Below are 25,337 nucleotides of genomic sequence, written 5' to 3' on the forward strand. Positions count from 1 at the left end.
CCACCTGGCGCAGTAAGGGACGTACCGCGTCAGCGACGGGAGACGTCCATGAGCCCAAGCCTGGAAGACCTGCTCGCGCGGGCCGACGCCCGGGGGCTCGCCGCCGCCGCGCTGGCCTGCCTCGACCGCTGCCTGCCCCTGCTGGACCCGCCCGGTGAGGACGTCCTGCACCCGTTGTGGTGCGGGCTCGCCGAGGAGGGGACCGACTGGGCCGGCCGGCTGGCCGGTGCCCGAGCGGCGCTGGAACCGGGCGGCGGCCCCGTGCCGGAGGAGGCGGGGCAGGTGCGGCGGATGCTGGCCGGGGCCCCCTCCTCGTGGGACGCGGCGGCGCTGCGCGGCTGGGCGGAGGAGTGCTCGCGCACCGCCCTGGACCTGCACGAGAGGCTCGGCGGCCAGGCGTTGCTGAGCGGTGAGCGGCGGCGCCAGGCACGGGTGCTCGACCTGCTCGCCGACGGGGCGCCCGGCGGGCTGCGGCCGGTGCGGGACGTCTCGGCCCAGGGTCGGCGGGTGCTGCTGGCGGTGGTCTCACGTCGGGCGCGCGGAGCCTGATCGCGGGCGGGCCGCACCGGAGCGCGGCCGGGGCCGGCGGCGCGGCCCTCCCGGCCGGGCCTCCGGGGAGCCGTGCGCGTGACGGGCGGCGGCACGGCACCGCGGCACGCGGCCGGCTACTGGACCGGCGGCGTGCCCGCGGGCTGCTGGAGGATGGCGCGGGCCCGGTCGGCGTGGCCACCGCGGGCGATGACGTCGTACGTGGAGGCGACCAGGCTGCGCGTGGACGAGAAGTCCCGCCGGCCGCCGGTCGCCGCGTGCCCCACGAAGCCGAAGACCGCGCCCCACACGGCGCCGATGAGGACACCGCCCAGGATCAGCCCGAGCCAGGCCGGCCCCGGGGTGAACATGCCGACGAGCAGGCCGACCAGGAGGCCGAACCAGGCGCCGCTGGCGGCTCCGGCGGCCGCGGCCCGGCCCTTGGTGAGCCGTCCGGTGACATGCTCGACCAGGCGCAGGTCGGAGCCGATGATGTCGATGTTCTCGACGGGGAAGTGCTCGTCGGAGAGCCGGTCGACCGCGGCCTGGGCCTCCTCGTAGGACGCGTAGCTCGCCACGGTGTTCCAGGCGACACTGATGGGATTGAGCGGCTCGGGCTCGATCTGGGACATGTCCGGTCTCTCCCTCGGATCCTCGCGAACTGCGCCTGATCATTCGTCGCAAGGACATCTGACCGCTCCACCGCCGTTCACGCCTGCCGGGAGTCCCCCGGACGGCGGAGGTCGACCGCCGGCCGGGCGGCTGGACGCGAGGTGTCCGGTCCCGCCGCACCCGCGGCCGGACCCGGCGGCGCCGTGGCCGAACATTCTCGGGGCCGGCCACGGCGCCGGCTGGTACCGCTCCCCTCCGCCGGACGGCCGCACTGCCCGCACCGCCCGTACTGCCCGTACTGCCCGCACCGCCCGCACCGCCCGTACTGCCCGCCCTGCCCGCACCGCCGTCCGGCGCGGCACCGGCGCGGCGGGGCGATCCGGCCGCTCACCCCGGCGGACGCCGGACGCGGACCGGGGGCTCGGCCCCCCACGGCGGGACGGGACTGCCGCCCGGCCAGCCGCACCGGCGACCGCCGGACCGCGGCGGGCGGCGGCCCGCCCTCCCCGTTGTCCCGGCCGCTGCCGCACGCCTGCGGCGCCCAGCCGCCCTGGCCGTCGCCGGCCGGCGTGCGGGCCCACCGGTCGCTGGAGGCGCGCGGCCGGGCGGATGCCCGTACGAACGACCCGGCAACCGCCCCGCGACTCCGGCCACGGACGCCGCGGGTGACCCCGCGCGGCGGCGCCGGCGGTGCCCCGCCGCTGTGACATTTACCGGCGCCCGCACGCAGAGGGAGGAGGGGGCGACAGCCGGCGGCACGAAGAGGGAAGTGTGGGCGCGTACGACGCGGAGCTCGGCGCTGCCGTCGAGCGTGCCCAGCGCGGGGACGAGGACGCCTTCGCCAGGGCGTACCGGCTGGTCCACCCGGGGCTGCTGGGATACCTGCGCGGCCTGGTCGGGGAGGACGCCGAGGACGTGGCCGCCGGCGCGTGGCTGGAGATCGCCCGCGACCTGGGGCGGTTCCGCGGTGACGGCGCCGGGTTCCGCGGGTGGACCGCGGCCATCGCCCGGCACCGGGCGCTGGACCACCTGCGCGAGCGGCGGCGGGGCCCCCGTGGCGCGCACATCGAACACGACGTACTGGACGTGCCGGGCGGCGAGGACACCGCCGTCGCGGCGCTGGAGTCCCTGTCGGCCGAGCAGGCCCTGGCCCTGATCCGCTTGCTGCCGCGCGAGCAGGCCGAGGTGGTGCTGCTGCGGGTGGTCGTGGGGCTCGACGCGCCCGCGACCGCGCGGGTGCTGGGCAAACGGCCCGGAGCGGTCCGCAGGGCCGCCCACCGGGGGCTGAAGCGACTCGCCCGGCTACTGGCGCAGGGCGGAGCGAGGGGATGAGACGGGAACCGCGAGAGCCGCTGGACACGGCGGCACTGCTGGCCGCCGTCGTGCGCGGCGAGGAGACCGCCGACCCGGCGGGCGAGGAACGGGCGGTCGCGGCCTTCCGGGCGGCGCGCGACCAGGGCGCCCACGCGCTGCGGAAGAGCCGGCGGCGCGACGACTGGCGGCCGGGCCCCGCGCGGCGCGGGCGGCCGGCACGGGCCGCGGCCCTCGGACTGGCGGCGACCGCTCTGCTGGGCGGCGTCGCCGTGGCGGCCGGCACCGGGGCGATCGGGTCGCCGTTCGGCGGCGACGGCCGCGACGGCGGGGTGACACCCGGCCCCGGGGCCCCGGCGGCGCCCGGTCCGGCGCCGCACCCGCCCCGGGCGACCCCCCGCGCCGAGCCGGAGCCCGGCCCCACGGCGGTTCCCGCGGACCTGCCGGACCCGGCGGACCGGGCGAGCGCGCCCGGGCCCGGCGGGCCGGCCGGGAAACCGGGTGGATCCGGCGCGCCCGCGCACCGGCCGTCGGCGGAGCTGCCACGGCCCGGCGAGGGAGAGGACGCCGCCGGCGCGGCAGCGGGTACGCGGCAGGGCGGTGCGGGCACCGATACGGGCGCGGGCGCGGCGGGTGGCAGCGGAGCCGGTACCGGTACGGGGGGTGCGGAAGGTGCCGGTGGCACGGGCGGCGCCGGTACGGCCACCGGGGATTCCGGCCGGCCGGCGAACGACGCCCGAGGACGGGACGGCGGACGCGCGGGCGCCGGAGCGGACGCGAAGGGCGGCGGGCCGTGACGGCGGCAGCCGCGGCGGAAGGAGGACGACCGGGGCCGCCACCCCCCACAGGAGAGGCCCCGGCCGTCGTCCACGGGTCCGCAGGACGGCCCCGTACTCCTATCAGCGCCGAGGGTGCGTTTTCTGTCACACCTCGCTGTGTCAGTGTGATGTTGCAGGTTGTACAAAGCGTGGACGCGGCACCGGAAGAGGACGTAGCGTGCTGCTTCGCGCCGGGCGGCGCGGCGGCGATGACCAGCCGCGATGACGAACAGGTTGTGGGAGTGCTGGGGGACGACGCGGAGCTGACCGCCGCGGTGGTCGCGGCGCAGGGCGGGGACGAGAACGCGTTCCGAACTGTGTACCGCGCCGTGCATCCGCGGCTCCTCGGCTACATACGCACGCTGGTCGGCGAGGCCGAGGCCGAGGACGTCGCCTCCGAGTCCTGGCTCCAGATAGCGAGGGACCTGGACCGGTTCAGCGGCGACGCCGACCGCTTCCGGGGCTGGGCGGCCCGGATCGCCCGCAATCGCGCCCTCGACCACCTGCGGATGCGGGGCCGGCGGCCCGCCGTGGGCGGCGACGAGAGCGAGCTCACCGACAAACCGGCCGAGTCCGACACCGCGGACCAGGCCATGGAGGCCCTGGCCACCGGCCGCACCATGCACCTGATCGCCCAGCTGCCGCAGGACCAGGCCGAGGCCGTCATCCTGCGGGTCGTCGTCGGACTGGACGCCAAGAGCGCCGCCAAGACGCTCGGCAAGCGGCCCGGAGCCGTCCGCACGGCCGCGCACCGCGGGCTCAAGAAGCTCGCGGAGCTGCTGGGTACGGAGGATGCGACGATGGCGGGAGCGCTGGGCGCCGTACCGCCGCAGCCCACGCCGAGGGAGGCCTCCGCGGCCCCGAGCGGTGTGACGCATTGGCGCTCGCGGACGCAGAAGGACATGTGATGGCCGACGAGCGGGACGAATGGCTCGACCAGGACGCGGCGGAGCGACTGCTGCGCGGTGAACCGGTCGACGCGGCCGACGATCATGCGCGGGAGCAGGCCCGGCGCCTCACGGAGGCGCTGGAGGCGGTACGCGCGCCCCACCCCCTCACGGGCGGCGAGCTGCCCGGTGAGGAAGCGGCCCTGACGGCCTTCCGGGAGGCGCGCGAGGCGCGTGGCACCAGGGACGCCCGGGCCGGCGGGAGCGGGGCACGGCCCGCGGTGGCGACCTCCGGCGCCGACCTCGGGGCGGTACGCATCAAGCCGCGCCCCCGCCAGGTGCGGTGGGCCCGGCCCGCGCGCTGGGGCCTGGCCGTCTCGCTCGCCGGACTCGCGGTCGGCGGTGTGGCCGTCGCCGCCGGCACGGGCGTGCTGCCGGCCTTCGGTGGCGACCCGGAACCCCAGCCCACGGCCACCGCCTCGGGTGACGTCACCCCGGGGCCGCTGGTCTCGCGCGAGCCGAACGGCGGGCACCGTTCCGCCACGCCGGGCGGTCCGGCCCGCTCCGGCACGCCCGCCGGTCCCGGCGGTACGCCGCCGTCGGCGCCGTCGCGCCCCGGTTCCGGCCCGGACGGCGGCACCTTCGGCCCGGGTACCCCGGAGCCGGCGCGGCCCGGCGCGGGCGGTGACAACGTTTCCGCGGGAGCGGGTGGCGGTGGCACCGGCGCGGGTGGCGGCGGGGACGAGGACCGGGACGACCAGGCCACCTGGTACACGTGGGCCGTCCAGGCCTGCTCCGACCACCGCGAGGGCACCATCGAGGGCGACCGCAGGCGGCGGCTGGAGTCGGCGGCCAGGGGCGGCGACAAGGTGAAGCGGTTCTGCGACAAGCTGCTGGCCGGCGCCGGGCTGCCGCAGCCCGGGGGCGCCGGCGATGCCACCGGGGCCGGCGGCGCGGCCGGGGGACCGGGCACCGGCGGATCCGGCGGCGGCAAGGGCACCGGCGGCAACGGCACCGGTGACCGGGGCGCGGGCGGCAAGGGCGCGGCCGGCCAGGTCACCGGCGGCAAGGAGCAGGGCGCCAAGGGCAACGGCACGGCCGGCCGGGTCGTCCCGCACGGCGCGGCCCCGGCCGTCTCCCGGACCGCGATCCGGCCCGCCGCGCCCGCCTCGGTGGCGCCCGCCGGGCTGGTCCGCTGACCCGTCCGATCCGCGCTGCGAAAAATTCTTCCGCAGAGGTGTGACGTTTTTTCGACCGGTGACGCAGTACTGAGTGAGCCGACTGGTCATCGGCAGCGCGAAGAGCCGGGGTTCCCCCCGTACCTACGGCTCAGCGCATCTGGCGCGGGCGGGACACGTTCCCCCGGTCCCGCCCGCGCCACTCTCCTCCGCCGCCGCGCCTACCAGTGGACGACGACCTTGTCGCCGGTCCTCACCTGGTCGAAGAGCGCCGCGATCCTCCCCTTGTCCCGGACGTTGACGCAGCCGTGCGAGGCGCCGGCGTAGCCGCGGGCCGCGAAGTCCGACGAGTAGTGCACCGCCTGGCCACCGCTGAAGAACATCGCGTACGGCATGGGCGTGTGGTAGATCGTCGACTCCCACTCCCGTTCCTTGCGGTCCACCTTGAAGGTGCCCTCGCGGGTCGGGGTGTTCTCCGAGCCGAAGCGGACGTCCATCGCCGAGACCACCTTGCCGTCGATCATCCAGGCGAGGGTCCGGCTCTCCTTGCTGACGCACAGCACCCGGCCCGTCATACAGCGCGGGTCGGGCTTGTCGAGCTCGTTGCTGGTCGGCGGACGCAGCTCACCCGCGGTCGGAGTGCGCGTCACCGCGGTCAGCTTCCGCCAGGTCGGCCCGTCCACCTCGCCGGTGACGGGCAGGGCGTGCTTGCGCTGGAAGGCGGAGACGGCCTTCGCGGTCATCGAGCCGTAGAAGGCCGTCGGGCCGCGGTGGAAGTGGCCGAGCTGCCGCAGCCGTGCCTGCAACTCGCGCACCTGCTCGCTCTCCGTGCCCTCCGCCATCAGCGCCTTCGCACCCGGCGCCGGAGCGGAGTCCGACGGGAAAGCCGACTCGGAAACGGACGCGGACGCGGACTCGGGATCCGCCGCGGGATCCGGGGCGGATTCCGCGGCGGAGGGCGACGCGGACCCGGTCGCCGGGGCCGCCGGATCCGCCGTCGCCGAGGCGGACGGCTCGGCGTCGGCGGACGCCGACGGGCCCGCCGCGCGCGTTGGCGCGCCGGCGCCCACGGCGTGGGCCGTGCAGCCGGTGGCCAGCGCGACGGCGGCGACGGCCGGCAGTGCTCTTCGTACGACGGACATGCGGTGCATCGGACCCCCCGGGACGGATGTGCTGTACCCGGAGATGCTTCCCAGGCGTGCTTGGTTCCGCACCACGACGCATGCTGTGAGGAAGGTCCCAGCGTGCGGCTCTCCACCGGCCGCACGGCCGCCGCTACAGTCCGTCGCGAGGGTCGGTACCAGCGAGTAGGTCTATCGGAAGGCACAGCACATGGCGCGCGAGTCGGAGTCGGGACTGCCTATCGAGCCGGTGTACGGACCGGACGCCCTGGCGGATTGGGACCCGGCGGAGAAGCTGGGCGAGCCGGGCTCGTACCCCTTCACGCGCGGTGTGTACCCGTCGATGTACACCGGCAGGCCGTGGACGATGCGGCAGTACGCCGGTTTCGGCACGGCCGTGGAGTCCAACGCCCGGTACAAGCAGCTCATCGCGAACGGCACGATGGGCCTGTCGGTCGCCTTCGACCTGCCCACCCAGATGGGCCACGACAGCGACGCGGCCATCGCGCACGGCGAGGTCGGCAAGGTGGGTGTCGCGATCGACTCGATCGACGACATGCGGGTGCTGTTCGGCGGCATCCCGCTGGACAAGGTCTCCACCTCGATGACCATCAACGCCCCGGCCGCGCTGCTGCTCCTGCTCTACCAACTCGTCGGTGAGGAGCAGGGCGTCCCGGCGGACAAGCTGACCGGCACCATCCAGAACGACGTGCTCAAGGAGTACATCGCCCGCGGGACGTACATCTTCCCGCCCAAGCCGTCGCTGCGCCTGATCGCGGACATCTTCAAGTACTGCAAGGCCGAGATCCCCAAGTGGAACACCATCTCGATCTCCGGTTACCACATGGCCGAGGCCGGGGCGTCGCCCGCGCAGGAGATCGCCTTCACCCTGGCCGACGGCATCGAGTACGTCCGCACCGCCGTCGCGGCCGGGATGGACGTGGACGACTTCGCCCCGCGCCTGTCGTTCTTCTTCGTCGCCCGCACCACCATCCTGGAGGAGGTGGCGAAGTTCCGCGCCGCCCGCCGCATCTGGGCCCGGGTGATGCGTGAGGAGTTCGGGGCGAAGAACCCCAAGTCGCTGATGCTCCGGTTCCACACCCAGACCGCCGGGGTGCAGCTGACCGCCCAGCAGCCCGAGGTCAACCTGGTGCGCGTGGCCGTGCAGGGCCTGGCGGCCGTGCTGGGCGGTACGCAGTCGCTGCACACCAACTCCTTCGACGAGGCCATCGCCCTCCCCACGGACAAGTCCGCCCGCCTGGCCCTGCGCACCCAGCAGGTCCTGGCCTACGAGACCGACGTCACCGCCACCGTCGACCCGTTCGCCGGCTCGTACGTCGTCGAGCGGATGACCGACGACGTGGAGGCCGCCGCGCTGGAGCTGATGACCAAGGTGGAGGACCTCGGCGGCGCGGTGGCGGCCATCGAGCGCGGCTTCCAGAAGAACGAGATCGAGCGGTCGGCCTACCGCATCGCCCAGGAGACCGACTCCGGCGAGCGGGTCGTGGTCGGCGTCAACCGCTACACCCTGGAGGAGGAGGAGCCGTACGAGCCGCTGCGCGTGGACCCGGCGATCGAGCAGCAGCAGGCCGAACGGCTGGCCGCCCTGCGCGCCGAGCGCGACCAGAGCGCCGTCGACTCGGCGCTGGCGGAGCTGAAGAAGGCCGCCGAGGGCACCGACAACGTCCTGTACCCCATGAAGGACGCCCTGCGCGCCCGCGCCACCGTCGGCGAGGTCTGCAACGCCCTGCGGGAGGTCTGGGGCACCTACGTCCCCACGGACGCCTTCTGACCGCCGCGACCGCCGCGGCCGTGGTGACCGCCGCTTGACCCTGACGCCGTGTGAGGCCGTGTCGTAGGAGTCGTCATGTTCACCATGGGAGACTTCGCCCGACACGGCCGGGTGTCGGTCCGCATGCCGCGCCACTACGACGCCGTCGGACTGCCGCGCCCCGCCCGCGTCGACCCGTCCAGCGGCTACCGCCACTACCAGGCACTACCAGGCCGCTCAACTCGCACGGCTCAACCGGATCATCGCGCTCAAGGAGCTCGGATTCACCCTCGACCAGGTGCGGACGGTCCTCGACCGGCGGGTCGGGCCCGAGGAGCTGCGCGGGATGCTCCGGCTGCGCCAGGCCGAGCTGGAGACGGCCATGGCCGAGGCGGCGGACCGGCCGGCACGGGTCCGGGCGAGGCTCCGCGTCATCGAGAGCGAGGGACACATGTCCACGCAGGACGTCGTGCTCAGGAGCGTGCCGGCGGTGCGGCCGGCCGAGCTGACCGGCACCGCCGCGCCTCGGCCCGGCCGACATCGGCGCGGTGATCGCACCGCTGTACGAGGAGCTGTGCGCCCGGCTGGAGGCCGCCGGGATCCGTCCGTCGGGCCCGGCCGTCGCCCACTACGAGGACGCCCCGGCGGGTGACGGCTCCGTCGTCGTCCACGCCGGGACGACCGTCCCGGCGGGAGCCGGCGGCGCGCCGGGCGTGCGGTTCGTGGAGCTCCCGGGCATCGAGCGGGCGGCCACCGTCGTCCACCGGGGCCCCATGGACCAGGTGCTGCCCGCCGTCCAGACGCTCGCCGCCTGGATCGACGAGGGCGGCCACCGTTCCGCCGGCCACGCCCGCGAGGTGTACCGGGAGTGCCCCGAGGACCGTACGCGGTGGGTGACCGAACTCCAGGAGCCGATCACGCCGGTCCCCCGGTCACGTAGGGCCCGAGCGTCACGCCGGTCACGCCAGTCACGTAGGGCCCGAGCGTCACGCCAGTCACGCCGATCACCCGGATCACGGCGGACCCGAGCGCCGCTCCGGTCGCCCGCCCGTGGCCGGATCGGCCGCCGATGGCCGGAAAGGGGTGGGCTGAGAGGGCGAGGAGGGCGTTCCGCGCCCGCGGGGCGCCCTCGGTTCCCGGTGACTCGCGCCCGGCTGACGGCCGTCACGCGATCGGTACGCCAGGCCCATGGCCAGGTGACAATCACGTGAAGTTACCCACTTCAACCCGCGTTCAAGCCCGGCGCGCGGCGGTTTCTTTCCCCTATGGGGCTGAAGTTTTGTAGATCACACGTTAGTTGAGGGTGAAACGCGCCTACCCTTTCAGGGGTGAACAAGTTGATGTCCCGCGACCCCGAAACCGACGTTCCCGGCGAAACTCCCCTCCTCGGTACGCTGCCCGAGTCGCTGCGCGCCGAGCTGATCGCGTTCCGCCGGGACCTCCACATGCACCCCGAGCTCGGTCACCAGGAGTTTCGTACCACCGCCGCGCTCAGGACCCGCCTGGAGGCGGCCGGGCTGCGCCCCCGGGTGCTGCCCGGTGGCACGGGGCTCATCTGCGACATCGGCGGCTGGGACGGGGTACGGCCCATGCTGGCCATCCGCGCCGACATCGACGCGCTGCCCATCCCGGACACCAAGACGGACGTCCCGTACCGCTCGACGGTGCCCGACCGGGCGCACGCCTGCGGACACGACGTGCACACCACCTGTGCCCTGGGCGCGGGACTGGTCCTCGCCGACCTCGAACGGCGGGGCCTGCTGCCCAACGCCGTGCGGCTGATCTTCCAGCCCGCCGAGGAGGTGCTGCCCGGCGGCGCCGTCGACGCCATCGAGGCCGGAGTGCTGGAGGGTGTCGGGAGGATCATCGCGGTGCACTGCGACCCGCGCGTGGACGCCGGCCGGATCGGCCTGCGCACCGGGCCGATCACCTCCGCCTGCGACCGGATGGAGGTCACCCTCGACGGGCCCGGCGGCCACACCGCCCGCCCGCACCTGACCACCGACCTGGTCACCGCCGTCGCCCGGGTGGCCACCGACGTGCCCGCGCTGCTGGCCCGGCGGGTCGACGCCCGCTCCGGGCTGGTCCTGACCTGGGGCCGCATCGAGGCCGGGCACGCCCCCAACGTCATCCCGCAGCACGCCGAGCTCGGCGGCACCATCCGCTGCCTGGACCTGGCGGCCTGGCGCGACGCCCCCGACCAGGTGTACGCGGCCATCGACGAGGTGGCCACGCTGCACGGCGCCAAGTCCCAGATCGAGTACGTCCGGGGCGTCCCCCCGGTGGTCAACGACGCGGCCGTCACCGAGCTGCTGCACGGCGCGATGGCCGAGCGCCGGGGCGTCCACGCCATCGAGGACACCGAGCAGAGCCTGGGCGGCGAGGACTTCTCCTGGTACCTGGAGCACGTGCCGGGCGCGATGGCCCGGCTGGGGGTCCGCCGCCCCGGCGACCCGGTCAAGCGCGACCTGCACCGGGGCGACTTCGACGTGGACGAGTCGGCGATCCAGGTGGGCGTGGAGCTCTTCACGGCCGCCGCCCTGATGGACGCCTCCCTGCGCGAGCCCGCCCGGGACGCATCCCTGCGCGAGCCCGCCCGGCCGGAGGGCGCCCACGACGGGGCGGAGGCTCCCCGCTCGGCGCTGCTGGAGCCGCCGCACCTGACGTGACCCGAGGGGTCGCCGCACCTGACAAGCGGGGCGCCGGCCGGACGGACCACCTGGTCCGTCCGGCCGGCGCCGCGTTCGTCCCGCCGGTCGCACACCCGGCCGTACGGGTCGCGCCCGGTGGCCGGAACCGTGCGCGTCGCCCGCCGCGGGCCCGGCCCGAACGCGTACGCTTCGTGACGCCCATGCCACGCAGCGCCCGCGCTCCGGCTGGTACGCGACGATCCGATAACGACTGATGAACAGGGCTTTAACTGACATCTACGCGCGTTACGATCGCCGCGAAACCAGCGCCGGAAGAGGCGCTTTCGGTCAGTCTCGAAGGGACCCTCCTCTTGCGCCGGGTATCCAAGATCGCCGCCGCGTCCGTCGCGACCGCGGCCCTCGCTCTCACTGCCACCGCCTGCGGCGAGTCGTCCACCGAGTCTTCGGGCTCCGGCAAGGGTGAGCTCCGGATCGGCATGGCGTACGACGTCGGTGGCCGTGGCGACAACTCGTTCAACGACTCCGCCGCCCGCGGCCTGGACCGCGCCAAGTCCGAGCTGGGCGCCGCCACCAAGGAGCTGACCGCCAAGGCCGGTGAGACCCCGGCCGACCGCGAGCAGCGCCTGGCCTCGCTCGCCGAGGGCGGTTACAACCCGGTCGTCGGTGTCGGCTTCGCCTACAAGGACGCGATCGACAAGGTCGCCGCCAAGTTCCCGAAGACCACCTTCGGCCTCATCGACTCCGTCTCCCAGCACAAGAACGTCGACTCGATCGTCTTCACCGAGGAGCAGGGTTCCTACCTCGCCGGTGTGGCCGCCGCGCTGAAGTCGAAGGACGGCAAGATCGGCTTCATCGGCGGTGTCGACCTCCCGCTGATCAAGAAGTTCGCCGCCGGCTTCCAGCAGGGCGTCAAGGAGACCGACCCCAAGGCCTCCGTCCAGATCCAGTACCTGTCGACCGGGTCCGACCTGTCCGGCTTCGGCTCCCCCGACAAGGGCAAGGCCGCCGCCAAGGGCATGCTCGACAAGGGCATCGACGTCGTCTTCGCCGCCGCCGGCGGCTCCGGCGCCGGCGCCATCGAGGCCGTCGCCGCCAAGAAGGGCACCTGGGCGATCGGCGTCGACTCGGACCAGGCCAAGGACCCGGCCCTGTCCAAGTACGCCTCCTCGATCATGACCTCGGTCGTCAAGAACGTCGACACCGGCGTCTTCGAGCTGGCGAAGTCCGTCAAGGACGGCAAGCCCCTGACCGGTACGCACGCCTACTCGCTCGCCGAGGACGGTGTCTCGCTGACCACCACGGGCGGCCACCTCAAGGACGTCCAGGCCAAGCTCGACGAGGCCAAGAAGAAGATCACCGACGGCACGATCAAGGTCAGGACCACTCTCTGACACGCTGTGTCGCGGGGCCCGGCGAGCGGCTTCGGCCGGCTCGCCGGGCCCCGACTCACGTCCACGGGCGGTCCGTTCGGCAATGGGACGACGCTACGCGCGTAGCGCCCGCCGAACGCGGTAGTTTTCGCCACCACACCTGCCTCTGCCTCCTCCGCTCCCTGCCTAGGAGAGTGCGCCATCAAAGCCTCCAGCAGTCCCCCCAGCAGTAGCCCCAACGCCGTAGAGATCCGGGGCATCACCAAGCGCTTCCCCGGTGTCGTGGCCAACCACGACATCGACATCACCGTGCGCCGCGGCACCGTGCACGCCCTCGTCGGTGAGAACGGTGCGGGCAAGTCCACCCTGATGAAGATCCTGTACGGCATGCAGAAGCCGGACGAGGGCACCATCGCGGTGGACGGCGAGCAGGTGACGTTCAGCAACCCCGGTGACGCCATCGCCCGCGGCATCGGCATGGTCCACCAGCACTTCATGCTCGCGGACAACCTCACCGTCCTGGAGAACGTCGTCCTCGGCTCCGAGAAGCTGCACGGCATCGGCGACCGGGCCCGCGCCAGGATCATGGAGATCTCCGGCGCCTACGGTCTCAACATCCGCCCCGACGTCCTGGTCGAGGACCTCGGTGTGGCCGACCGTCAGCGCGTGGAGATCCTCAAGGTCCTCTACCGCGGCGCCCGTACGCTCATCCTGGACGAGCCGACCGCCGTGCTCGTCCCGCAGGAGGTCGACGCGCTCTTCGACAACCTGCGCGAGCTCAAGGCCGAGGGCCTCACCGTCATCTTCATCTCGCACAAGCTCGGCGAGGTGCTGTCCGTCGCGGACGACATCACCGTCATCCGGCGCGGCACCACGGTCGGCACCGCCGACCCGCGCCGCACCACCCCCAAGCAGCTCGCCGAGCTGATGGTCGGCACCGAGCTGCCCTCGCCGGAGACCCGCGAGTCCACCGTCACCGATGTGCCGATGCTGCGGGTCGAGGACCTGTCGCTGAGCGCCACCGACCCGGACGGCGTGGTCAGGGCCGTTCTGGACGGCATCACGCTCACCATCCACAAGGGCGAGGTGCTCGGCATCGCCGGTGTCGAGGGCAACGGCCAGTCCGAACTGGTCGACGCCGTCATGGGCATGCGCCGGCCGGACCGGGGGGTGATCACCCTGGACGGCGAGGACATCTCCCAGATGCCCACCCGCAGGCGCCGCGAGAGCGGCATCGGCTGCGTGCCGGAGGACCGCCACCGGCACGGCCTGCTGCTGGAGGCGCCGCTCTGGGAGAACCGCATCCTGGGCCACGTCACCGAGCGGCCCAACTCCAAGGGCGCCGTCCTCGACCTGAAGGCCGCCCGCGCCGACACCGAGCGGATCGTGCGCGAGTACGACGTCCGCACCCCCGGTATCGACGTCACCGCGGCCTCCCTGTCCGGCGGCAACCAGCAGAAGCTGATCGTCGGCCGTGAGATGAGCCACGACCCCAAGCTGCTGATCGCCGCGCACCCCACCCGGGGTGTGGACGTCGGCGCGCAGGCGCAGATCTGGGACCAGATCCGCGAGGCCCGCCGCGAGGGCTTGGCGGTGCTGCTGATCTCCGCCGACCTGGACGAGCTGATCGGGCTCTCCGACAGCCTGCGGGTGATGTACCGGGGCCGGCTGGTCGCGGACGCCGACCCGGCCACCATCACCCCCGAGGAGCTGGGTTCGGCCATGACCGGTGCCGCCACCGGCCACCTCGAGCACACGCAAGAGCCCGGAGAGGCTGACGACAGCGCCCCGGAGGACGAGGCCCGATGAAGAAGATCGACAAGGAGCGGCTGCTCCTGGGGATCGCGGCACCGCTGCTCGCGGTCGTCGCCGCGTTCCTGGTCACCGCCCTGGTGCTGGTCGCCACCGGCAAGGAGCCGTTCAGCGCCTTCGGGATCATGTTCGACTACGGCGTCAAGTCGGACAGCCAGGTCTACATCATCAACAAGGCGACGACGTACTACCTGGCCGGTCTCGCGGTGGCCATCGGCTTCCGCATGAACCTGTTCAACATCGGTGTCGACGGCCAGTACCGCCTCGCCGCGTTCTTCGCCGCCGCGCTCGGCGGCGCGCTCACCCTGCCCGGGTTCCTCCAGATCCCGCTGATCATCCTCACCGCGATGATCGTCGGCGCCATGTGGGCGGGCATCGCGGGTGTCCTCAAGGTCACCCGGGGCGTCAGCGAGGTCGTCGCCACGATCATGCTGAACATGATCGCCACCGCGATCATCGGCTACCTCCTCCAGCCGGGTCGCCTGGGCCACCTGGACGAGGCCGGCACCAAGGTGTCCACCACCCCGCTGCCGGAGTCCTCGCGCTTCTTCGACTTCCCGACCCAGCCCGATCCCATCTGGGGCTTCCTGGTGATCGCGGTGATCGCCGGTGTCGGCTACTGGTTCGTGCTCTCCCGCACCCGGTTCGGCTTCGACCTGCGCACGGTCGGGCAGTCCGGCACGGCCGCCGAGGCGAGCGGCGTGGACGTGAAGAAGATGGTCGTCACGTCGATGCTGATCTCCGGCGCCATGGCCGGCCTGATCGGCATGCCGACCCTGCTCAACGCCAGCTACGAGTACAGCGGCGACTTCCCCACCGGTATCGGCTTCACCGGTATCGCCATCGCCCTGCTCGGCCGCAACCACCCGCTCGGCATCGCGCTCGGCGCGATCCTGTGGGGCTTCCTGGAGCGCGGCACCGGCAAGCTCGAATTCGAGGGGTACGACAAGGAGATCGTCGGCGTCATCCAGGGCGTGATCGTCCTGTGCGTCGTCATCGCCTACGAAGTCGTACGCCGCTACGGCGTCAAGCGCCAGCAGCGGCAGGTCGGCGAGAAGCTCGCCGCCCAGGCCCGTTCCAACGACTCGCAGGAGGTGTCGGCGTGACCGCCACGGCGACTTCCACCCCGCCGCCCGCCGCCCCCAAGGTGACCGGCGGCAAGGGCGGCCGCACCCGCCTCTCCCTCCCCGTCGTCCTGCTGATCGTCGCGGGCGCCCTCCTGGTGCTGTCCGCGGTGCGGGCCGTCACCGGCGCGCAGGACATCACCTCAGCCGGCCAGATCAGCGCCGCGCTGTCCATGGCCGTACCGATCGGCCTGGCCGGTCTGGGCGGCCTGTGGGCCGAGCGCGCCGGCGTGGTCAACATCGGCCTGGAAGGCATGATGATCCTCGGCACCTTCTTCGGTGCCTGGGCCGGCTGGCAGACCAACCCCTGGCTCGGCGTCCTCGCCGGTGTGCTGGGCGGCATGTTCGGCGGTCTGCTGCACGCGATCGCCACCGTCTCCTTCGGCGTCGACCACATCATCTCCGGTATCGCGATCAACATCCTGGCGCTCGGTGTCACCACCTACTTCGCCAAGCTGTGGTTCAACACCGGTGAGGCGGCGGAGCGGGGCGGCAGCCCCAAGCAGTCCCCGCCCGCCGAGGACATCACCTCGGTGACCGTGCCGGGCCTCTCCGACGCCCTGCACTCGGTCGAGACCCACCACTGGTTCTTCGTCTCCGACCTCGCGGGCATCCTCGGTGGCCTGGTCACCAACGTCTCGCTGCTGACGATCGTCGCCGTGCTGCTGTTCGCCGCCACCTTCTGGGGCCTGTGGAAGACCTCGTTCGGGCTGCGGCTGCGCTCCTGCGGCGAGAACCCGATCGCCGCCGAGTCGCTGGGCGTCAACGTCTACAAGTACAAGTACATCGCCGTGGTCGTCTCGGGCGGCATGGCCGGACTGGGCGGCGCGTTCCTGTCGCTGGTCACCTCGCACATCTACAACGAGGGCCAGACCGGCGGCCGTGGCTTCATCGGCCTCGCGGCGATGATCTTCGGCAACTGGCGGCCGGGCGGACTGGCCATGGGCGCGGGCCTGTTCGGCTTCGCCGACGCGCTGCAGCTGCGGGCCGGCGGCGAGTCGGTGCACGCGCTGCTGCTGGTGCTGCTGGTGGTGCTGGCCGGGCTCGCCGGCTGGAAGGCGTACCGCAAGAGCTACCTCACGGCCGCCATCAGCGCGGTCGTCGCGGCCGGGGTCCTGGTCTGGTACCTCGGTACGGACACCGTCCCGACCGAGTTCGTCAGCGCCACGCCGTACGTGGTGACGCTGCTGGTGCTGTCGCTGTCGGCGCAGCGGCTGCGGATGCCCAAGGCGGACGGCATGCGCTACCGGAAGGGCCAGGGCAAGTGACGGCCGCCGCCGACTGGGAGGCCCTGCGGACCGCCGCCCGGGACGCCATGTCCCACGCGTACGCGCCGTACTCGGGCTACCCGGTCGGCGCGGCCGCGCGGGTCGACGACGGACGCCTGGTCACCGGCTGCAACGTGGAGAACGCCTCGTACGGCATCGGCCTGTGCGCCGAGTGCGGGCTGGTCTCCCAGCTCCAGGCGACCGGCGGCGGCCGGCTGACGCACTTCGTGTGCGTGGACGGCCGCGGCGAGGTCCTGGTGCCGTGCGGCCGGTGCCGGCAGCTGCTGTACGAGTTCGGCGGCGACGAACTGCTGCTGGAAACCCCTCAAGGGGTGCTCACCCTCGCCGAGATGCTCCCGCAGGCGTTCGGCCCGCAGCACCTCGCGTAACACAACGGACGACCCTTCCGCCCGGCGCACGGGCGGAGGGGTCGCCTCACTCTGGAAGGAACCCCAAGGCCATGGACGCGATTTCCGTCATCCGCACCAAGCGGGACGGCGGCGAGCTGAGCCCCGCGCAGATCGACTGGGTCATCGACGCGTACACGCGCGGCGAGGTCGCCGACGAGCAGATGTCGGCGCTGGCGATGGCGATCCTGCTGAACGGCATGAACCGTACGGAGATCGCCCGCTGGACCGCCGCGATGATCGCCTCCGGTGAGCGGATGGACTTCTCCTCGCTCTCCCGCCCGACCGCCGACAAGCACTCCACCGGCGGTGTCGGCGACAAGATCACCCTCCCGCTGGCCCCGCTGGTCGCCGCGTGCGGCGCGGCCGTGCCGCAGCTCTCCGGCCGGGGCCTGGGCCACACCGGCGGCACGCTGGACAAGCTGGAGTCCGTCCCCGGCTGGCGGGCCCTGCTGTCCAACGAGGAGATGCTGCACGTCCTGGACACCACCGGCGCGGTCATCTGCGCGGCCGGCGACGGGCTGGCCCCCGCCGACAAGAAGCTGTACGCGCTGCGCGACGTCACCGGCACGGTCGAGGCCATCCCGCTGATCGCCTCCTCGATCATGTCCAAGAAGATCGCCGAGGGCACCGGCTCGCTGGTCCTCGACGTGAAGGTCGGCTCCGGCGCCTTCATGAAGAACATCGAGGACGCCCGCGAGCTGGCCTCCACGATGGTGGCCCTCGGCACCGACAGCGGGGTGCGGACCGTGGCGCTGCTGACCGACATGTCGACCCCGCTCGGACTGACCGCGGGCAACGCGCTGGAGGTCCGCGAGTCCGTCGAGGTGCTCGCCGGCGGCGGCCCGGCCGATGTCGTCGAGCTCACCGTCGCGCTCGCCCGCGAGATGCTCGACGCGGCCGGCGTCAAGGACGCCGACCCGGCCAAGGCCCTCGCCGACGGCTCCGCGATGGACGTGTGGCGCCGGATGATCGCCGCCCAGGGCGGCGACCCGGACGCGGCCCTCCCGGTCGCCCGCGAGCGCCACGTGGTCACCGCACCCGCCTCCGGCGTGCTGACCCGCCTCGACGCCTACGGTGTGGGCGTCGCCGCCTGGCGCCTGGGCGCGGGCCGTGCCCGCAAGGAGGACCCGGTGCAGGCGGGCGCGGGCGTCGAGCTCCACGCCAAGCCCGGCGAGACGGTCACCGCGGGTCAGCCGCTGCTGACCCTGCACACGGACACCCCGGAGAGGTTCGCCTACGCGCTGGAGTCGCTGGAGGGCGCGTACGACATCGCCCCGGCGGGCACGGCGTACCAGGCCTCCCCGGTGGTCCTGGAGCGCATCGCCTGAGACTCGCGCCACGGGACGGGACCGGTGGAAGCCACCGGTCCCGTCCGCGTACACCGATGAGTTCCGGCCCCGGCCGTGGTCTGCCCCCTGTGGATGCCATGGACCCGATCGTCCTCACCGTGACCGGACCGGTGTCGCCGGCCGACGCGCCGCGCCTCTGCGCCGAGCTGGCCGCGCGCCTCGACGGCCGGGCCCGGGGCGGTGAGGTGGTGTGCGACGTCACCGGCGTCGTCCGGCCGGACCTGGCCGTCGTCGACGTCCTGGCCCGGCTGCTGCTCACCGCCCGCGGAGCCGGCCACCGGCTGGCGCTCCGGGGCACCGGGCGGCAGCTGCGGGCGCTGCTGGAGCTGGTGGGGCTGACCGGCCGGCTCCGTGACGTCAGCCCGCCGGCCGGTCCGGGAGGTCGAACAGCGGGAACCAGCGCTTGACGTCCAGGAACGAGGTGATCCCCGAGACCTTGCCGTCCACGATCTCGACGACCATGAGGGCCCACGGGCTGAACCCGCCCTCCGGATCCGGGTGGTAGTGGGCGAACGCCGGGGTGCCGTTGGCCACCACCGGCACCAGCCGCGAGCCGCGGCACACCTCGCCGACGCCCAGCATCCAGCCCACGATGTCGTCGTGGCCGCGCAGCCACAGGTCGTAGGGCGGCATCGACAGGGTGGCGTCCTCGTGCAGCAGCGCGGTCAGGGCCGTCATGTCGTAGCCCTCGAACGCCGCCACGTACCGCTCCAGCAGCCTGCGCTGCTCCTCGTCCAGCGGGTCGGCCGTGTCGGTCCTGGCCGGTTCCGAGTCGGCGAGTGTGGCCCGCGCCCGCTGGAGGGCGCTGTTCACCGACGCGACCGTGGTGCCCAGCAGTTCGGCCACCTCGCTGGCCTTCCACGCCAGCACCTCGCGCAGGATCAGCACCACCCGCTGCTTGGGCGGCAGGTGCTGCAACGCCGCGACGAACGCCAGGCGCACGGTCTCCCGCGCCACCGCCGTCTCGGCCGGGTCGGCGACCGCCGGCAGCACCCGGGCGTCCGGCACCGGCTCCAGCCAGGTGACCTCCGGCCGGGCGGTGAGCCGGGCCCGGGCCACCGGCGTGGGCGCCGTCAGGTCCATCGGGCGGGCCCGTCGGTTGCCCGCGTTCAGCGCGTCCAGGCACACGTTCGTCGCGATGCGGTACAGCCAGGAGCGCAGGCTGGAGCGGCCCTCGAAGGTGTCGAAGCCGCGCCAGGCCCGGACCATGGTGTCCTGGACGGCGTCCTCCGCCTCGAAGGCCGATCCGAGCATGCGGTAGCAGTAACCGGTCAGCTCGGTCCGGTACTCCTCCAGGCTCGCCACATCACTCATCGCGTCCACCCCTGCAGCTTCCGTCCACTCCCGGACGGAAGCTACCGCAGGGGACCGACAGCGCGGGTCAGGTTCCCGGCTTGCGCCCGTAGACGAACACGTCGTCGCCGTTGCGCAGCATGTTCCAGTACGCCTTGGCGTCCGCCTCGCGCATGTTGACGCAGCCGGCCGAACCCGGCGGGTTCCACATCGACTTGGTGACCGAGTGGAACGCCTGCCCGCCGTCGAAGAACTGGGCGTACGGCATCCACACCTTGTAGAGCGTCGACCAGTGCTTGACGTTGCGGTGGTATATCTTCCGGGCGCCGGTGCGGGTCTCGGCGCCGTCCCGCCCGGTGCGCACCGGCACGGGGCCGTACTTCAGCTTGGCGCCGTCCTGGATCCAGGTCAGCTGCCGCGTCAGGTCCACGCACGCGATGCGGCCCTTGTTGGTCGGGCACAGGCCGGCCTTGTTCGGCGTCCGGCCGGCCGCGCGCTGGGCCAGCATGGTGTTCATCGTCCGCCAGGTCAGCGGCCCGGCGTACCCGGCCGTCGGCGTGATGCCGTGCGTGCGCTGGAAACCCCGGACGGCCCGGCAGTCGGCCGGCGACTGCCTGCCGTCCACCGGCCGCCCCAGGAACTTCTCCACCTGCTTCTGGTGCGGGCCCGTGCCCGACGTGCACGACTCGGCCGCCTGCGCCGGCGTGCTGCCCAGCGCGACCGCCAGCGGCACCACCAGCCCGGTCAGTCCGAGTACCACTCCGGCCCGTTTGCGTACCCCACCCATCGACGCCCCCTCGAATCCTGTTTTCCTTATGCCCGTTGGACGCTCGGGGGAACGGAGTGGTTGTACGTTTCCCCGGACCGGCGTTCCCGCACCCGGGCGCTGTGCGTCCCGTACAGCGTCAGCGAGACGACTCCGAGGACGGCGACCAGCCCCAGCAGCACCGTGCCCGTCCAGCCGCCGGCGTGGAAGGCGACCGCGCCGAGGGTGCCGCCGACGCTGCTGCCCAGGTAGTACGCCGACTGGTAGAGGGCCGACGCCTGCGCCCGGCCCGCCTTCGCGGTACGGCTCACCGACGACGAGGCGACCGCGTGCCCGGCGAAGAACCCGGCCGTGATCAGCACCAGCCCGAGCAGGACGGCGGCGAGCGCGTCCGCGAGCGACAGCAGCAGTCCGGCCGCCGTCGTGGTCACCGCCAGGTACAGCGCCCCGCGCCGGCCCAGCCGGCCGACCAGCCTGCCGGCCGCCGCCGACGAGACCGTCCCGACCAGGTAGACCAGGAACACGGAGCCGATCACACCCTGCGGCAGGGAGAACGGCGCCTCGGCCAGCCGGTAGCCGATCACCGTGTACACCGCGCCGAAGACCGTCATGAACAGCGCGCCGATCGCGTACAGCCGCAGCAGCAACGGGTCGGACAGATGCGTGCGCACCGTCCTGCCCAGCGCCCTGGGGTTCAGCGACCCGGCGGTGAAGTGCCGCGCCCTGGGCAGCATCAGCCGGAACACCACCGCGCACACCAGGGCCATCACCCCGACCGCGCCGAGCGCCGCCCGCCAGCCCCAGAGCTGGGCCACCCAGCCGGTGACGATCCGGCCGCTCATCCCGCCGATGCTGTTGCCCGCGACGAACAGCCCGATCGCGCCGACCAGCGCGCGGGGGCGCACCTCCTCCGCCAGGTAGGCCATGGCCGAGGCCGGCAGCCCCGCCAGGGCCGCGCCCTGCACGGCGCGCAGCGCCACCAGCCACTCCAGGCTCGGCGCGAACGGCACCAGCAGGCCCACGGCGACGGCGACCGCCAGGGACGCGGTCATCATCCCGCGCCGCCCGAACCGCTCGGACAGCGCGCTCAGCGGCAGGACGCACAGGGCGAGCGCGCCGGTCGCGGCGGACACCGTCCAGCTGGCCGCCGACGCGCTCACGCCGAAACCGGCGGACACGGCGGGCAGCAGGGCCTGCGTCGAGTAGAGGAGGGCGAAGGTGGCGACCCCGGCGGCGAAGAGGGCGAAGCTCATCCGGCGGTAACCGGGACGGCGGGGGGCAAGACGCGTGTCGGCGTCCACACCGGGAGCGGTGGACGCCTTGGTACTGGCAGGAGGCATATGTCGACCGTAGGCACCCCCACTTCATGCGTCCAATGCATGGAACGGCTTTAATCGTTCCCATGGCGCATGATCCCAGCTCACGCGAGTGGCTGTCACCGAACAGTAACGAACACGACATGCGGCTGCTGCTCTCGCCGCGCCTCGCCCACTTCGCCGCGGTCGCCCGCCACGAGCACGTCACCCGGGCCGCGCACGACCTGGGCGTGCCGCAGTCGACCCTCTCGCGCGCCATGGTCCGCCTCGAACGGGACCTCGGGGTGGCGCTGTTCGCCCGCAAGGGCCGCACCCTCTCGCTCACCCCGGCCGGCCACACCTTCCTCGCCTCCACCGAACGCGCCCTCGCCGAGGTCGAGCGGGCCGCCGAGACGGTCCGCGCGGACGCCGACCCCGCCGCCGGCCGGGTCGCCTTCGGCTTCCTGCACACCATGGGCTCCGAGACCGTCCCCGGCCTGATCCGGGCCTTCCGCGTCGACCACCCCAAGGTCCGCTTCACCCTGGTGCAGAACTACGGCGAGGCCATGATCGAGCGCCTCCGCGCCGGCGACCTCGACCTGTGCCTGACCTCACCGGTCCCCGACGCCCCCGACCTGACCGCCCGCCGCCTGGACGAGCAGCGCCTGCGGCTGGTCGTGCCGGACGACCACCGGCTGGCCACCCGCAAACGGGTCCGTCTCGCCGAGGCGGCCGACGAAACGTTCGTCACCCTGGAACCCGGCTACGGCCTGCGCCGCATCACCGACGCGCTGTGCGCCGAGGCCGGCTTCACCCCGCGCATCGCCTTCGAGGGCGAGGAGGCCGAGACCCTGCGCGGCCTGGTGGCGGCCGGCCTGGGTGTCGCCCTCCTGCCCCCGCCGGCCGTGGCCCGGCCCGGTGTCGTCGAGCTCACGGTCACCGCCCCGCGCGCGGTCCGCGAGATCGGCGTGGCCTGGCTGGAGGGGCACCGGGACACGCCGCCGGTGGCGGCGTTCAAGAAGTTCCTCCTGTCGCGCCGGGGAAAGCTGCTCACCGAACCGGAGTAGCCGCGCGGCCCGGCCCGCCCGGTCCGCCGGGAGGGGCCCGGCGCGAGGACCCCTACCGCCGCAGCGCGCGCCCGAAGCCCCCGGCCAGCGGCATGCGCAGCCCCAGCGGCGGCGGGGCCGCCAGGGCGTCGGCGACCGGCCGCGAGAACGGGCGCCCCAGCAGCGCGCCCAGGACGAAGTCCGCCGCCAGCGCCTGGACCTCCTCGTGGTGCTGGCGCAGCGCGTGGCCGTCCGAGTGGACCTCGAACCGGCAGGTGTGGCGGTTCACCTTCTTCGCGCGCTCCGCGAGCCGGTAGGACAGCTCCGGGTCCGTACGCGCGTCGTTCGTGCCGTGCGCGATCAGCACGTGGCGCCCCGTCAGCTGCCGTACCGGCTCCGGCGCCGCCGCCACGTCGTGCTCGGGCAGCCACGGCGCCAGCGCCAGCACGGAGTTGACCGCCGTGTGGCCGGCCGCGCGCAGGGCCGCACGCCCGCCCATGCCGTGCCCGGCCAGGCAGATGGGGACGTCGCCGTAGCGGCGCACCACCTCGGAGGCCGCCCACGCCGCGTCGGTGGCGAGCTGGGCGTCGTTGCCGTTCCAGCCGCGTCCGCGGTAGCGCACCACGTGCGCCACCAGCCCCTCGTCCCGCCCGGCCCGGACCAGCCGGCGCGCCAGCGGCAGGGCCGCCGCGTGGGCCAGCGGCGACGCTCGGCGGCCCGACTCGGGGGCCCCGTCCGGCAGGAGCAGCACCACGGCGCCGACCGCCGACGCCGCGCCGGCGGCCGTGACGGCCCGGCCGAGCCGGGGCGCCCGCGCGGCTCCCGTGCCTACGAGTGCGTGTGCGTGGTGTGCCATGGCAGAACAGTCTCAGAAGCCGAGGTGTACGCCACCCGTACGCGTGGTCACCGTTGCGTATCGACAGTCGTGGGCCAGGTCTTCTACGCGCGTAGGGGCTAGAGTTCGCGAATGACGAGCCAGACCCCCGACATTCCCACCACGGACCAGATCCGCCGCGCCCCCAAGGTGCTGCTCCACGATCACCTCGACGGTGGACTGCGCCCCGGCACGGTCATCGATCTCGCCCGTGCGGCGAACTACCGTGCCCTTCCCGAGCACGAGCCCGACAAACTCGGCGTCTGGTTCCGGGAAGCCGCCGATTCCGGCTCCCTGGAACGCTATCTCGAGACCTTCGCGCACACCTGCGCCGTCATGCAGAGCCGCGACGCCCTCGTCCGCGTCGCCGCCGAGTGCGCCGAGGACCTCGCCGAGGACGGGGTGGTGTACGCCGAGGTGCGCTACGCCCCCGAGCAGCACCTGGAAGCCGGTCTCACGCTCGAAGAGGTCGTCGAAGCCGTCAACGAGGGCTTCCGCCTGGGCGAGCGGCGCGCCCGGGAGAACGGGCACCGCATCCGGGTCGGCGCGCTGCTCACCGCGATGCGGCACGCCGCCCGCGCCCTGGAGATCGCCGAACTCGCCAACCGCTACCGCGACGTCGGTGTGGTGGGCTTCGACATCGCGGGCGCCGAGGCGGGCTTCCCGCCCACCCGGCACCTGGACGCCTTCGAGTACCTCAAGCGGGAGAACAACCACTTCACCATCCACGCCGGCGAGGCCTTCGGCCTGCCGTCGATCTGGCAGGCCCTGCAGTGGTGCGGCGCCGACCGGCTCGGCCACGGGGTCCGCATCATCGACGACATCGAGGTCGCGGAGTCCGGCCAGGTCAAGCTCGGGCGGCTGGCCGCCTACGTGCGCGACAAGCGCATCCCGCTGGAGCTCTGCCCGACGTCCAACCTCCAGACCGGTGCCGCCTCCTCGTACGCGGAGCACCCCATCGGGCTGCTGCGCAGACTGCACTTCCGGGCGACGGTCAACACCGACAACCGGCTGATGTCGGGCACCAGTATGAGCCGGGAATTCGAGCTGCTGACCGGGACGTTCGGCTACACGCTCGACGACATGCAGTGGTTCACAGTCAATGCGATGAAATCAGCGTTCATCCCTTTCGATGAACGACTCGCGATGATCAATGACGTGATCAAGCCCGGATATGCCGAGTTGAAGTCCGAATGGCTGTTCAGGCAGACGGCCACCACCAGTGGTTCTGCACCTCGGACGGGCTGAACGGACACGAGGGGAGCGGCCGGGAATTCCCACGACCCGGCCGTTGCGGGTGTTTGCGGGGCGCCCGGAGGGCTGGCTAAGTTGCAGAGCCGCTCATCTCCCCGATTTTCCCGCGAGGACGAAATTCGATGAAGCAGTCCGCTGCCAAGACCCTCGGTGTCGCCGCGCTCGGTGCCGCCTTCGCCGCTACCGCCGCCGGCAGCGCATCCGCCGTCGGCGTCGTACCGACCGGCGCCGTCGTGGAGGCCGTCGCCAAGAGCGCGCTCCCCGTCGCGCAGAGCGCCCTCACCCAGGCCCCCGGCGGGGCCTCCGAGGCGCTGGGCACCGGCCAGGGGCTGGTCGGAGCCGTCACCCAGGGCGCGTCGCTGCCCGGCGTCCCGGTCGACCCCTCCATGCTGGGCGGCCTGCTGGGCGGCCTGCCCGTCGGCGGCCAGCTCGGCCAGGTCGGCGCCGGCGCCTGACCGGCGGCGGGTACCGGACGCCGGTACGCGCAGCGGTGGGGGGCGGCCCCCCGGCGGGGGGGGGCCCCCCCGGGGGGGCGGGGGGGGGGGGGCCCGCCGACCCGCCGGGGGGGCCGGCCGAGACCCCCGCCGGGGCCGCCCCCC

At 73.6% G+C, this 25,337-nt stretch carries 23 protein-coding genes and 1 pseudogene; 18 read left to right on the forward strand and 6 right to left on the reverse strand.

The features are described 5' to 3' along the window. The first annotated feature begins 48 nt into the window (after nucleotides 1-48). Nucleotides 49-549, forward strand: coding sequence for a hypothetical protein (locus tag AB0H53_RS16480; protein ID WP_362112784.1), 501 nt, complete (start codon nucleotides 49-51; stop codon nucleotides 547-549). 116 nt (nucleotides 550-665) lie between these two features. On the opposite strand, the gene AB0H53_RS16485 is transcribed toward AB0H53_RS16480, so the two are convergent. Beyond that, nucleotides 666-1,160: a general stress protein gene (locus AB0H53_RS16485; protein WP_362112787.1), complete on the reverse strand. Its 495-nt coding sequence runs from the start codon at nucleotides 1,158-1,160 to the stop codon at nucleotides 666-668. 751 nt (nucleotides 1,161-1,911) lie between these two features. Between AB0H53_RS16485 and AB0H53_RS16490 the strand changes: the two genes are divergently transcribed. The 4 genes from AB0H53_RS16490 (at nucleotide 1,912) to AB0H53_RS16505 (ending at nucleotide 5,355) form a co-directional block, all read left to right on the forward strand. Next, the gene (locus tag AB0H53_RS16490) at nucleotides 1,912-2,472 is read left to right on the forward strand and encodes an RNA polymerase sigma factor (protein WP_362112790.1); all 561 of its coding nucleotides are present in this window, start codon (nucleotides 1,912-1,914) and stop codon (nucleotides 2,470-2,472) included. After that, on the forward strand, nucleotides 2,469-3,248 hold the full coding sequence (locus tag AB0H53_RS16495; RefSeq protein WP_362112793.1) for a hypothetical protein: 780 nt from the start codon (nucleotides 2,469-2,471) through the stop codon (nucleotides 3,246-3,248). Before AB0H53_RS16490 ends, AB0H53_RS16495 begins: the two co-directional genes overlap by 4 nt. A 263-nt stretch (nucleotides 3,249-3,511) precedes the next feature. Next, nucleotides 3,512-4,177, forward strand: a complete 666-nt coding sequence (locus AB0H53_RS16500; RefSeq protein ID WP_362112861.1) for an RNA polymerase sigma factor — start codon at nucleotides 3,512-3,514, stop codon at nucleotides 4,175-4,177. Further along, nucleotides 4,177-5,355 carry a hypothetical protein gene (locus AB0H53_RS16505; protein WP_362112796.1) on the forward strand — a complete coding sequence of 393 codons (1,179 nt, stop codon included), beginning with the start codon at nucleotides 4,177-4,179 and terminating at the stop codon, nucleotides 5,353-5,355. Before AB0H53_RS16500 ends, AB0H53_RS16505 begins: the two co-directional genes overlap by 1 nt. A gap of 200 nt (nucleotides 5,356-5,555) precedes the next feature. Here the strand turns inward: AB0H53_RS16505 and AB0H53_RS16510 are convergent, their stop codons facing one another. Continuing rightward, nucleotides 5,556-6,485 (reverse strand): L,D-transpeptidase family protein, encoded by a 930-nt coding sequence (locus AB0H53_RS16510; protein WP_362112799.1) that lies wholly within the window; start codon nucleotides 6,483-6,485, stop codon nucleotides 5,556-5,558. A 181-nt stretch (nucleotides 6,486-6,666) separates the two neighbouring features. Between AB0H53_RS16510 and AB0H53_RS16515 the strand changes: the two genes are divergently transcribed. The 10 genes and pseudogenes from AB0H53_RS16515 (at nucleotide 6,667) to AB0H53_RS16560 (ending at nucleotide 18,617) form a co-directional block, all read left to right on the forward strand. Continuing rightward, nucleotides 6,667-8,247, forward strand: a complete 1,581-nt coding sequence (locus AB0H53_RS16515) for a methylmalonyl-CoA mutase family protein (RefSeq protein WP_362112801.1) — start codon at nucleotides 6,667-6,669, stop codon at nucleotides 8,245-8,247. A 75-nt stretch (nucleotides 8,248-8,322) separates the two neighbouring features. Further along, nucleotides 8,323-9,146: pseudogene (locus AB0H53_RS16520) on the forward strand (MerR family transcriptional regulator); the annotation flags it as partial. Between the two features lie 420 nt (nucleotides 9,147-9,566). Then, the gene (locus tag AB0H53_RS16525) at nucleotides 9,567-10,895 is read left to right on the forward strand and encodes an amidohydrolase (protein ID WP_362112864.1); all 1,329 of its coding nucleotides are present in this window, start codon (nucleotides 9,567-9,569) and stop codon (nucleotides 10,893-10,895) included. A gap of 332 nt (nucleotides 10,896-11,227) precedes the next feature. Further along, nucleotides 11,228-12,268, forward strand: a complete 1,041-nt coding sequence (locus AB0H53_RS16530; protein WP_362112804.1) for a BMP family ABC transporter substrate-binding protein — start codon at nucleotides 11,228-11,230, stop codon at nucleotides 12,266-12,268. 180 nt (nucleotides 12,269-12,448) lie between these two features. Next, complete coding sequence (locus AB0H53_RS16535; RefSeq protein WP_362112867.1) at nucleotides 12,449-14,056, forward strand: ABC transporter ATP-binding protein; 1,608 nt, start codon at nucleotides 12,449-12,451, stop codon at nucleotides 14,054-14,056. Beyond that, on the forward strand, nucleotides 14,053-15,165 hold the full coding sequence (locus tag AB0H53_RS16540) for an ABC transporter permease (protein WP_362112807.1): 1,113 nt from the start codon (nucleotides 14,053-14,055) through the stop codon (nucleotides 15,163-15,165). Before AB0H53_RS16535 ends, AB0H53_RS16540 begins: the two co-directional genes overlap by 4 nt. Beyond that, on the forward strand, nucleotides 15,162-16,451 hold the full coding sequence (locus tag AB0H53_RS16545; protein ID WP_362112810.1) for an ABC transporter permease: 1,290 nt from the start codon (nucleotides 15,162-15,164) through the stop codon (nucleotides 16,449-16,451). Before AB0H53_RS16540 ends, AB0H53_RS16545 begins: the two co-directional genes overlap by 4 nt. Continuing rightward, nucleotides 16,448-16,840 (forward strand): cytidine deaminase, encoded by a 393-nt coding sequence (locus AB0H53_RS16550; protein ID WP_362112813.1) that lies wholly within the window; start codon nucleotides 16,448-16,450, stop codon nucleotides 16,838-16,840. Before AB0H53_RS16545 ends, AB0H53_RS16550 begins: the two co-directional genes overlap by 4 nt. A 71-nt stretch (nucleotides 16,841-16,911) precedes the next feature. Then, on the forward strand, nucleotides 16,912-18,189 hold the full coding sequence (locus AB0H53_RS16555) for a thymidine phosphorylase (protein ID WP_362112816.1): 1,278 nt from the start codon (nucleotides 16,912-16,914) through the stop codon (nucleotides 18,187-18,189). Between the two features lie 98 nt (nucleotides 18,190-18,287). Further along, a complete protein-coding gene (locus AB0H53_RS16560; protein ID WP_362112819.1) occupies nucleotides 18,288-18,617 on the forward strand; it encodes an STAS domain-containing protein in 330 nt (109 codons plus the stop codon). Here AB0H53_RS16560 and AB0H53_RS16565 read toward each other — a convergent pair. The 3 genes from AB0H53_RS16565 to AB0H53_RS16575 form a co-directional block, all read right to left on the reverse strand. Then, nucleotides 18,568-19,524 carry a sigma-70 family RNA polymerase sigma factor gene (locus AB0H53_RS16565; protein WP_362112822.1) on the reverse strand — a complete coding sequence of 319 codons (957 nt, stop codon included), beginning with the start codon at nucleotides 19,522-19,524 and terminating at the stop codon, nucleotides 18,568-18,570. The genes AB0H53_RS16560 and AB0H53_RS16565 overlap by 50 nt on opposite strands. A gap of 67 nt (nucleotides 19,525-19,591) precedes the next feature. After that, complete coding sequence (locus AB0H53_RS16570) at nucleotides 19,592-20,290, reverse strand: L,D-transpeptidase family protein (protein WP_362112825.1); 699 nt, start codon at nucleotides 20,288-20,290, stop codon at nucleotides 19,592-19,594. A 26-nt stretch (nucleotides 20,291-20,316) separates the two neighbouring features. Further along, nucleotides 20,317-21,609, reverse strand: coding sequence for an MFS transporter (locus tag AB0H53_RS16575; RefSeq protein ID WP_362112828.1), 1,293 nt, complete (start codon nucleotides 21,607-21,609; stop codon nucleotides 20,317-20,319). A 62-nt stretch (nucleotides 21,610-21,671) separates the two neighbouring features. Between AB0H53_RS16575 and AB0H53_RS16580 the strand changes: the two genes are divergently transcribed. After that, nucleotides 21,672-22,631: a LysR family transcriptional regulator gene (locus tag AB0H53_RS16580; protein WP_362112831.1), complete on the forward strand. Its 960-nt coding sequence runs from the start codon at nucleotides 21,672-21,674 to the stop codon at nucleotides 22,629-22,631. Nucleotides 22,632-22,683: 52 nt separating this feature from the next. On the opposite strand, the gene AB0H53_RS16585 is transcribed toward AB0H53_RS16580, so the two are convergent. Continuing rightward, entirely contained in the window at nucleotides 22,684-23,466 is a 783-nt protein-coding gene (locus AB0H53_RS16585; RefSeq protein WP_362112834.1) for an alpha/beta hydrolase, read from the reverse strand. Nucleotides 23,467-23,577: 111 nt separating this feature from the next. Here AB0H53_RS16585 and AB0H53_RS16590 point away from each other — a divergent pair, with 111 nt between their 5' ends. Beyond that, nucleotides 23,578-24,732 (forward strand): adenosine deaminase, encoded by a 1,155-nt coding sequence (locus tag AB0H53_RS16590; protein WP_362112837.1) that lies wholly within the window; start codon nucleotides 23,578-23,580, stop codon nucleotides 24,730-24,732. Nucleotides 24,733-24,860: 128 nt separating this feature from the next. Next, nucleotides 24,861-25,193 (forward strand): ATP-binding protein, encoded by a 333-nt coding sequence (locus tag AB0H53_RS16595; RefSeq protein ID WP_362112840.1) that lies wholly within the window; start codon nucleotides 24,861-24,863, stop codon nucleotides 25,191-25,193. The last annotated feature ends 144 nt before the right edge of the window (nucleotides 25,194-25,337 follow it).

The organism is Streptomyces sp. NPDC050856 (assembly GCF_040653855.1).
In the GTDB taxonomy this organism is placed as follows: Bacteria; Actinomycetota; Actinomycetes; order Streptomycetales; family Streptomycetaceae; genus Streptomyces.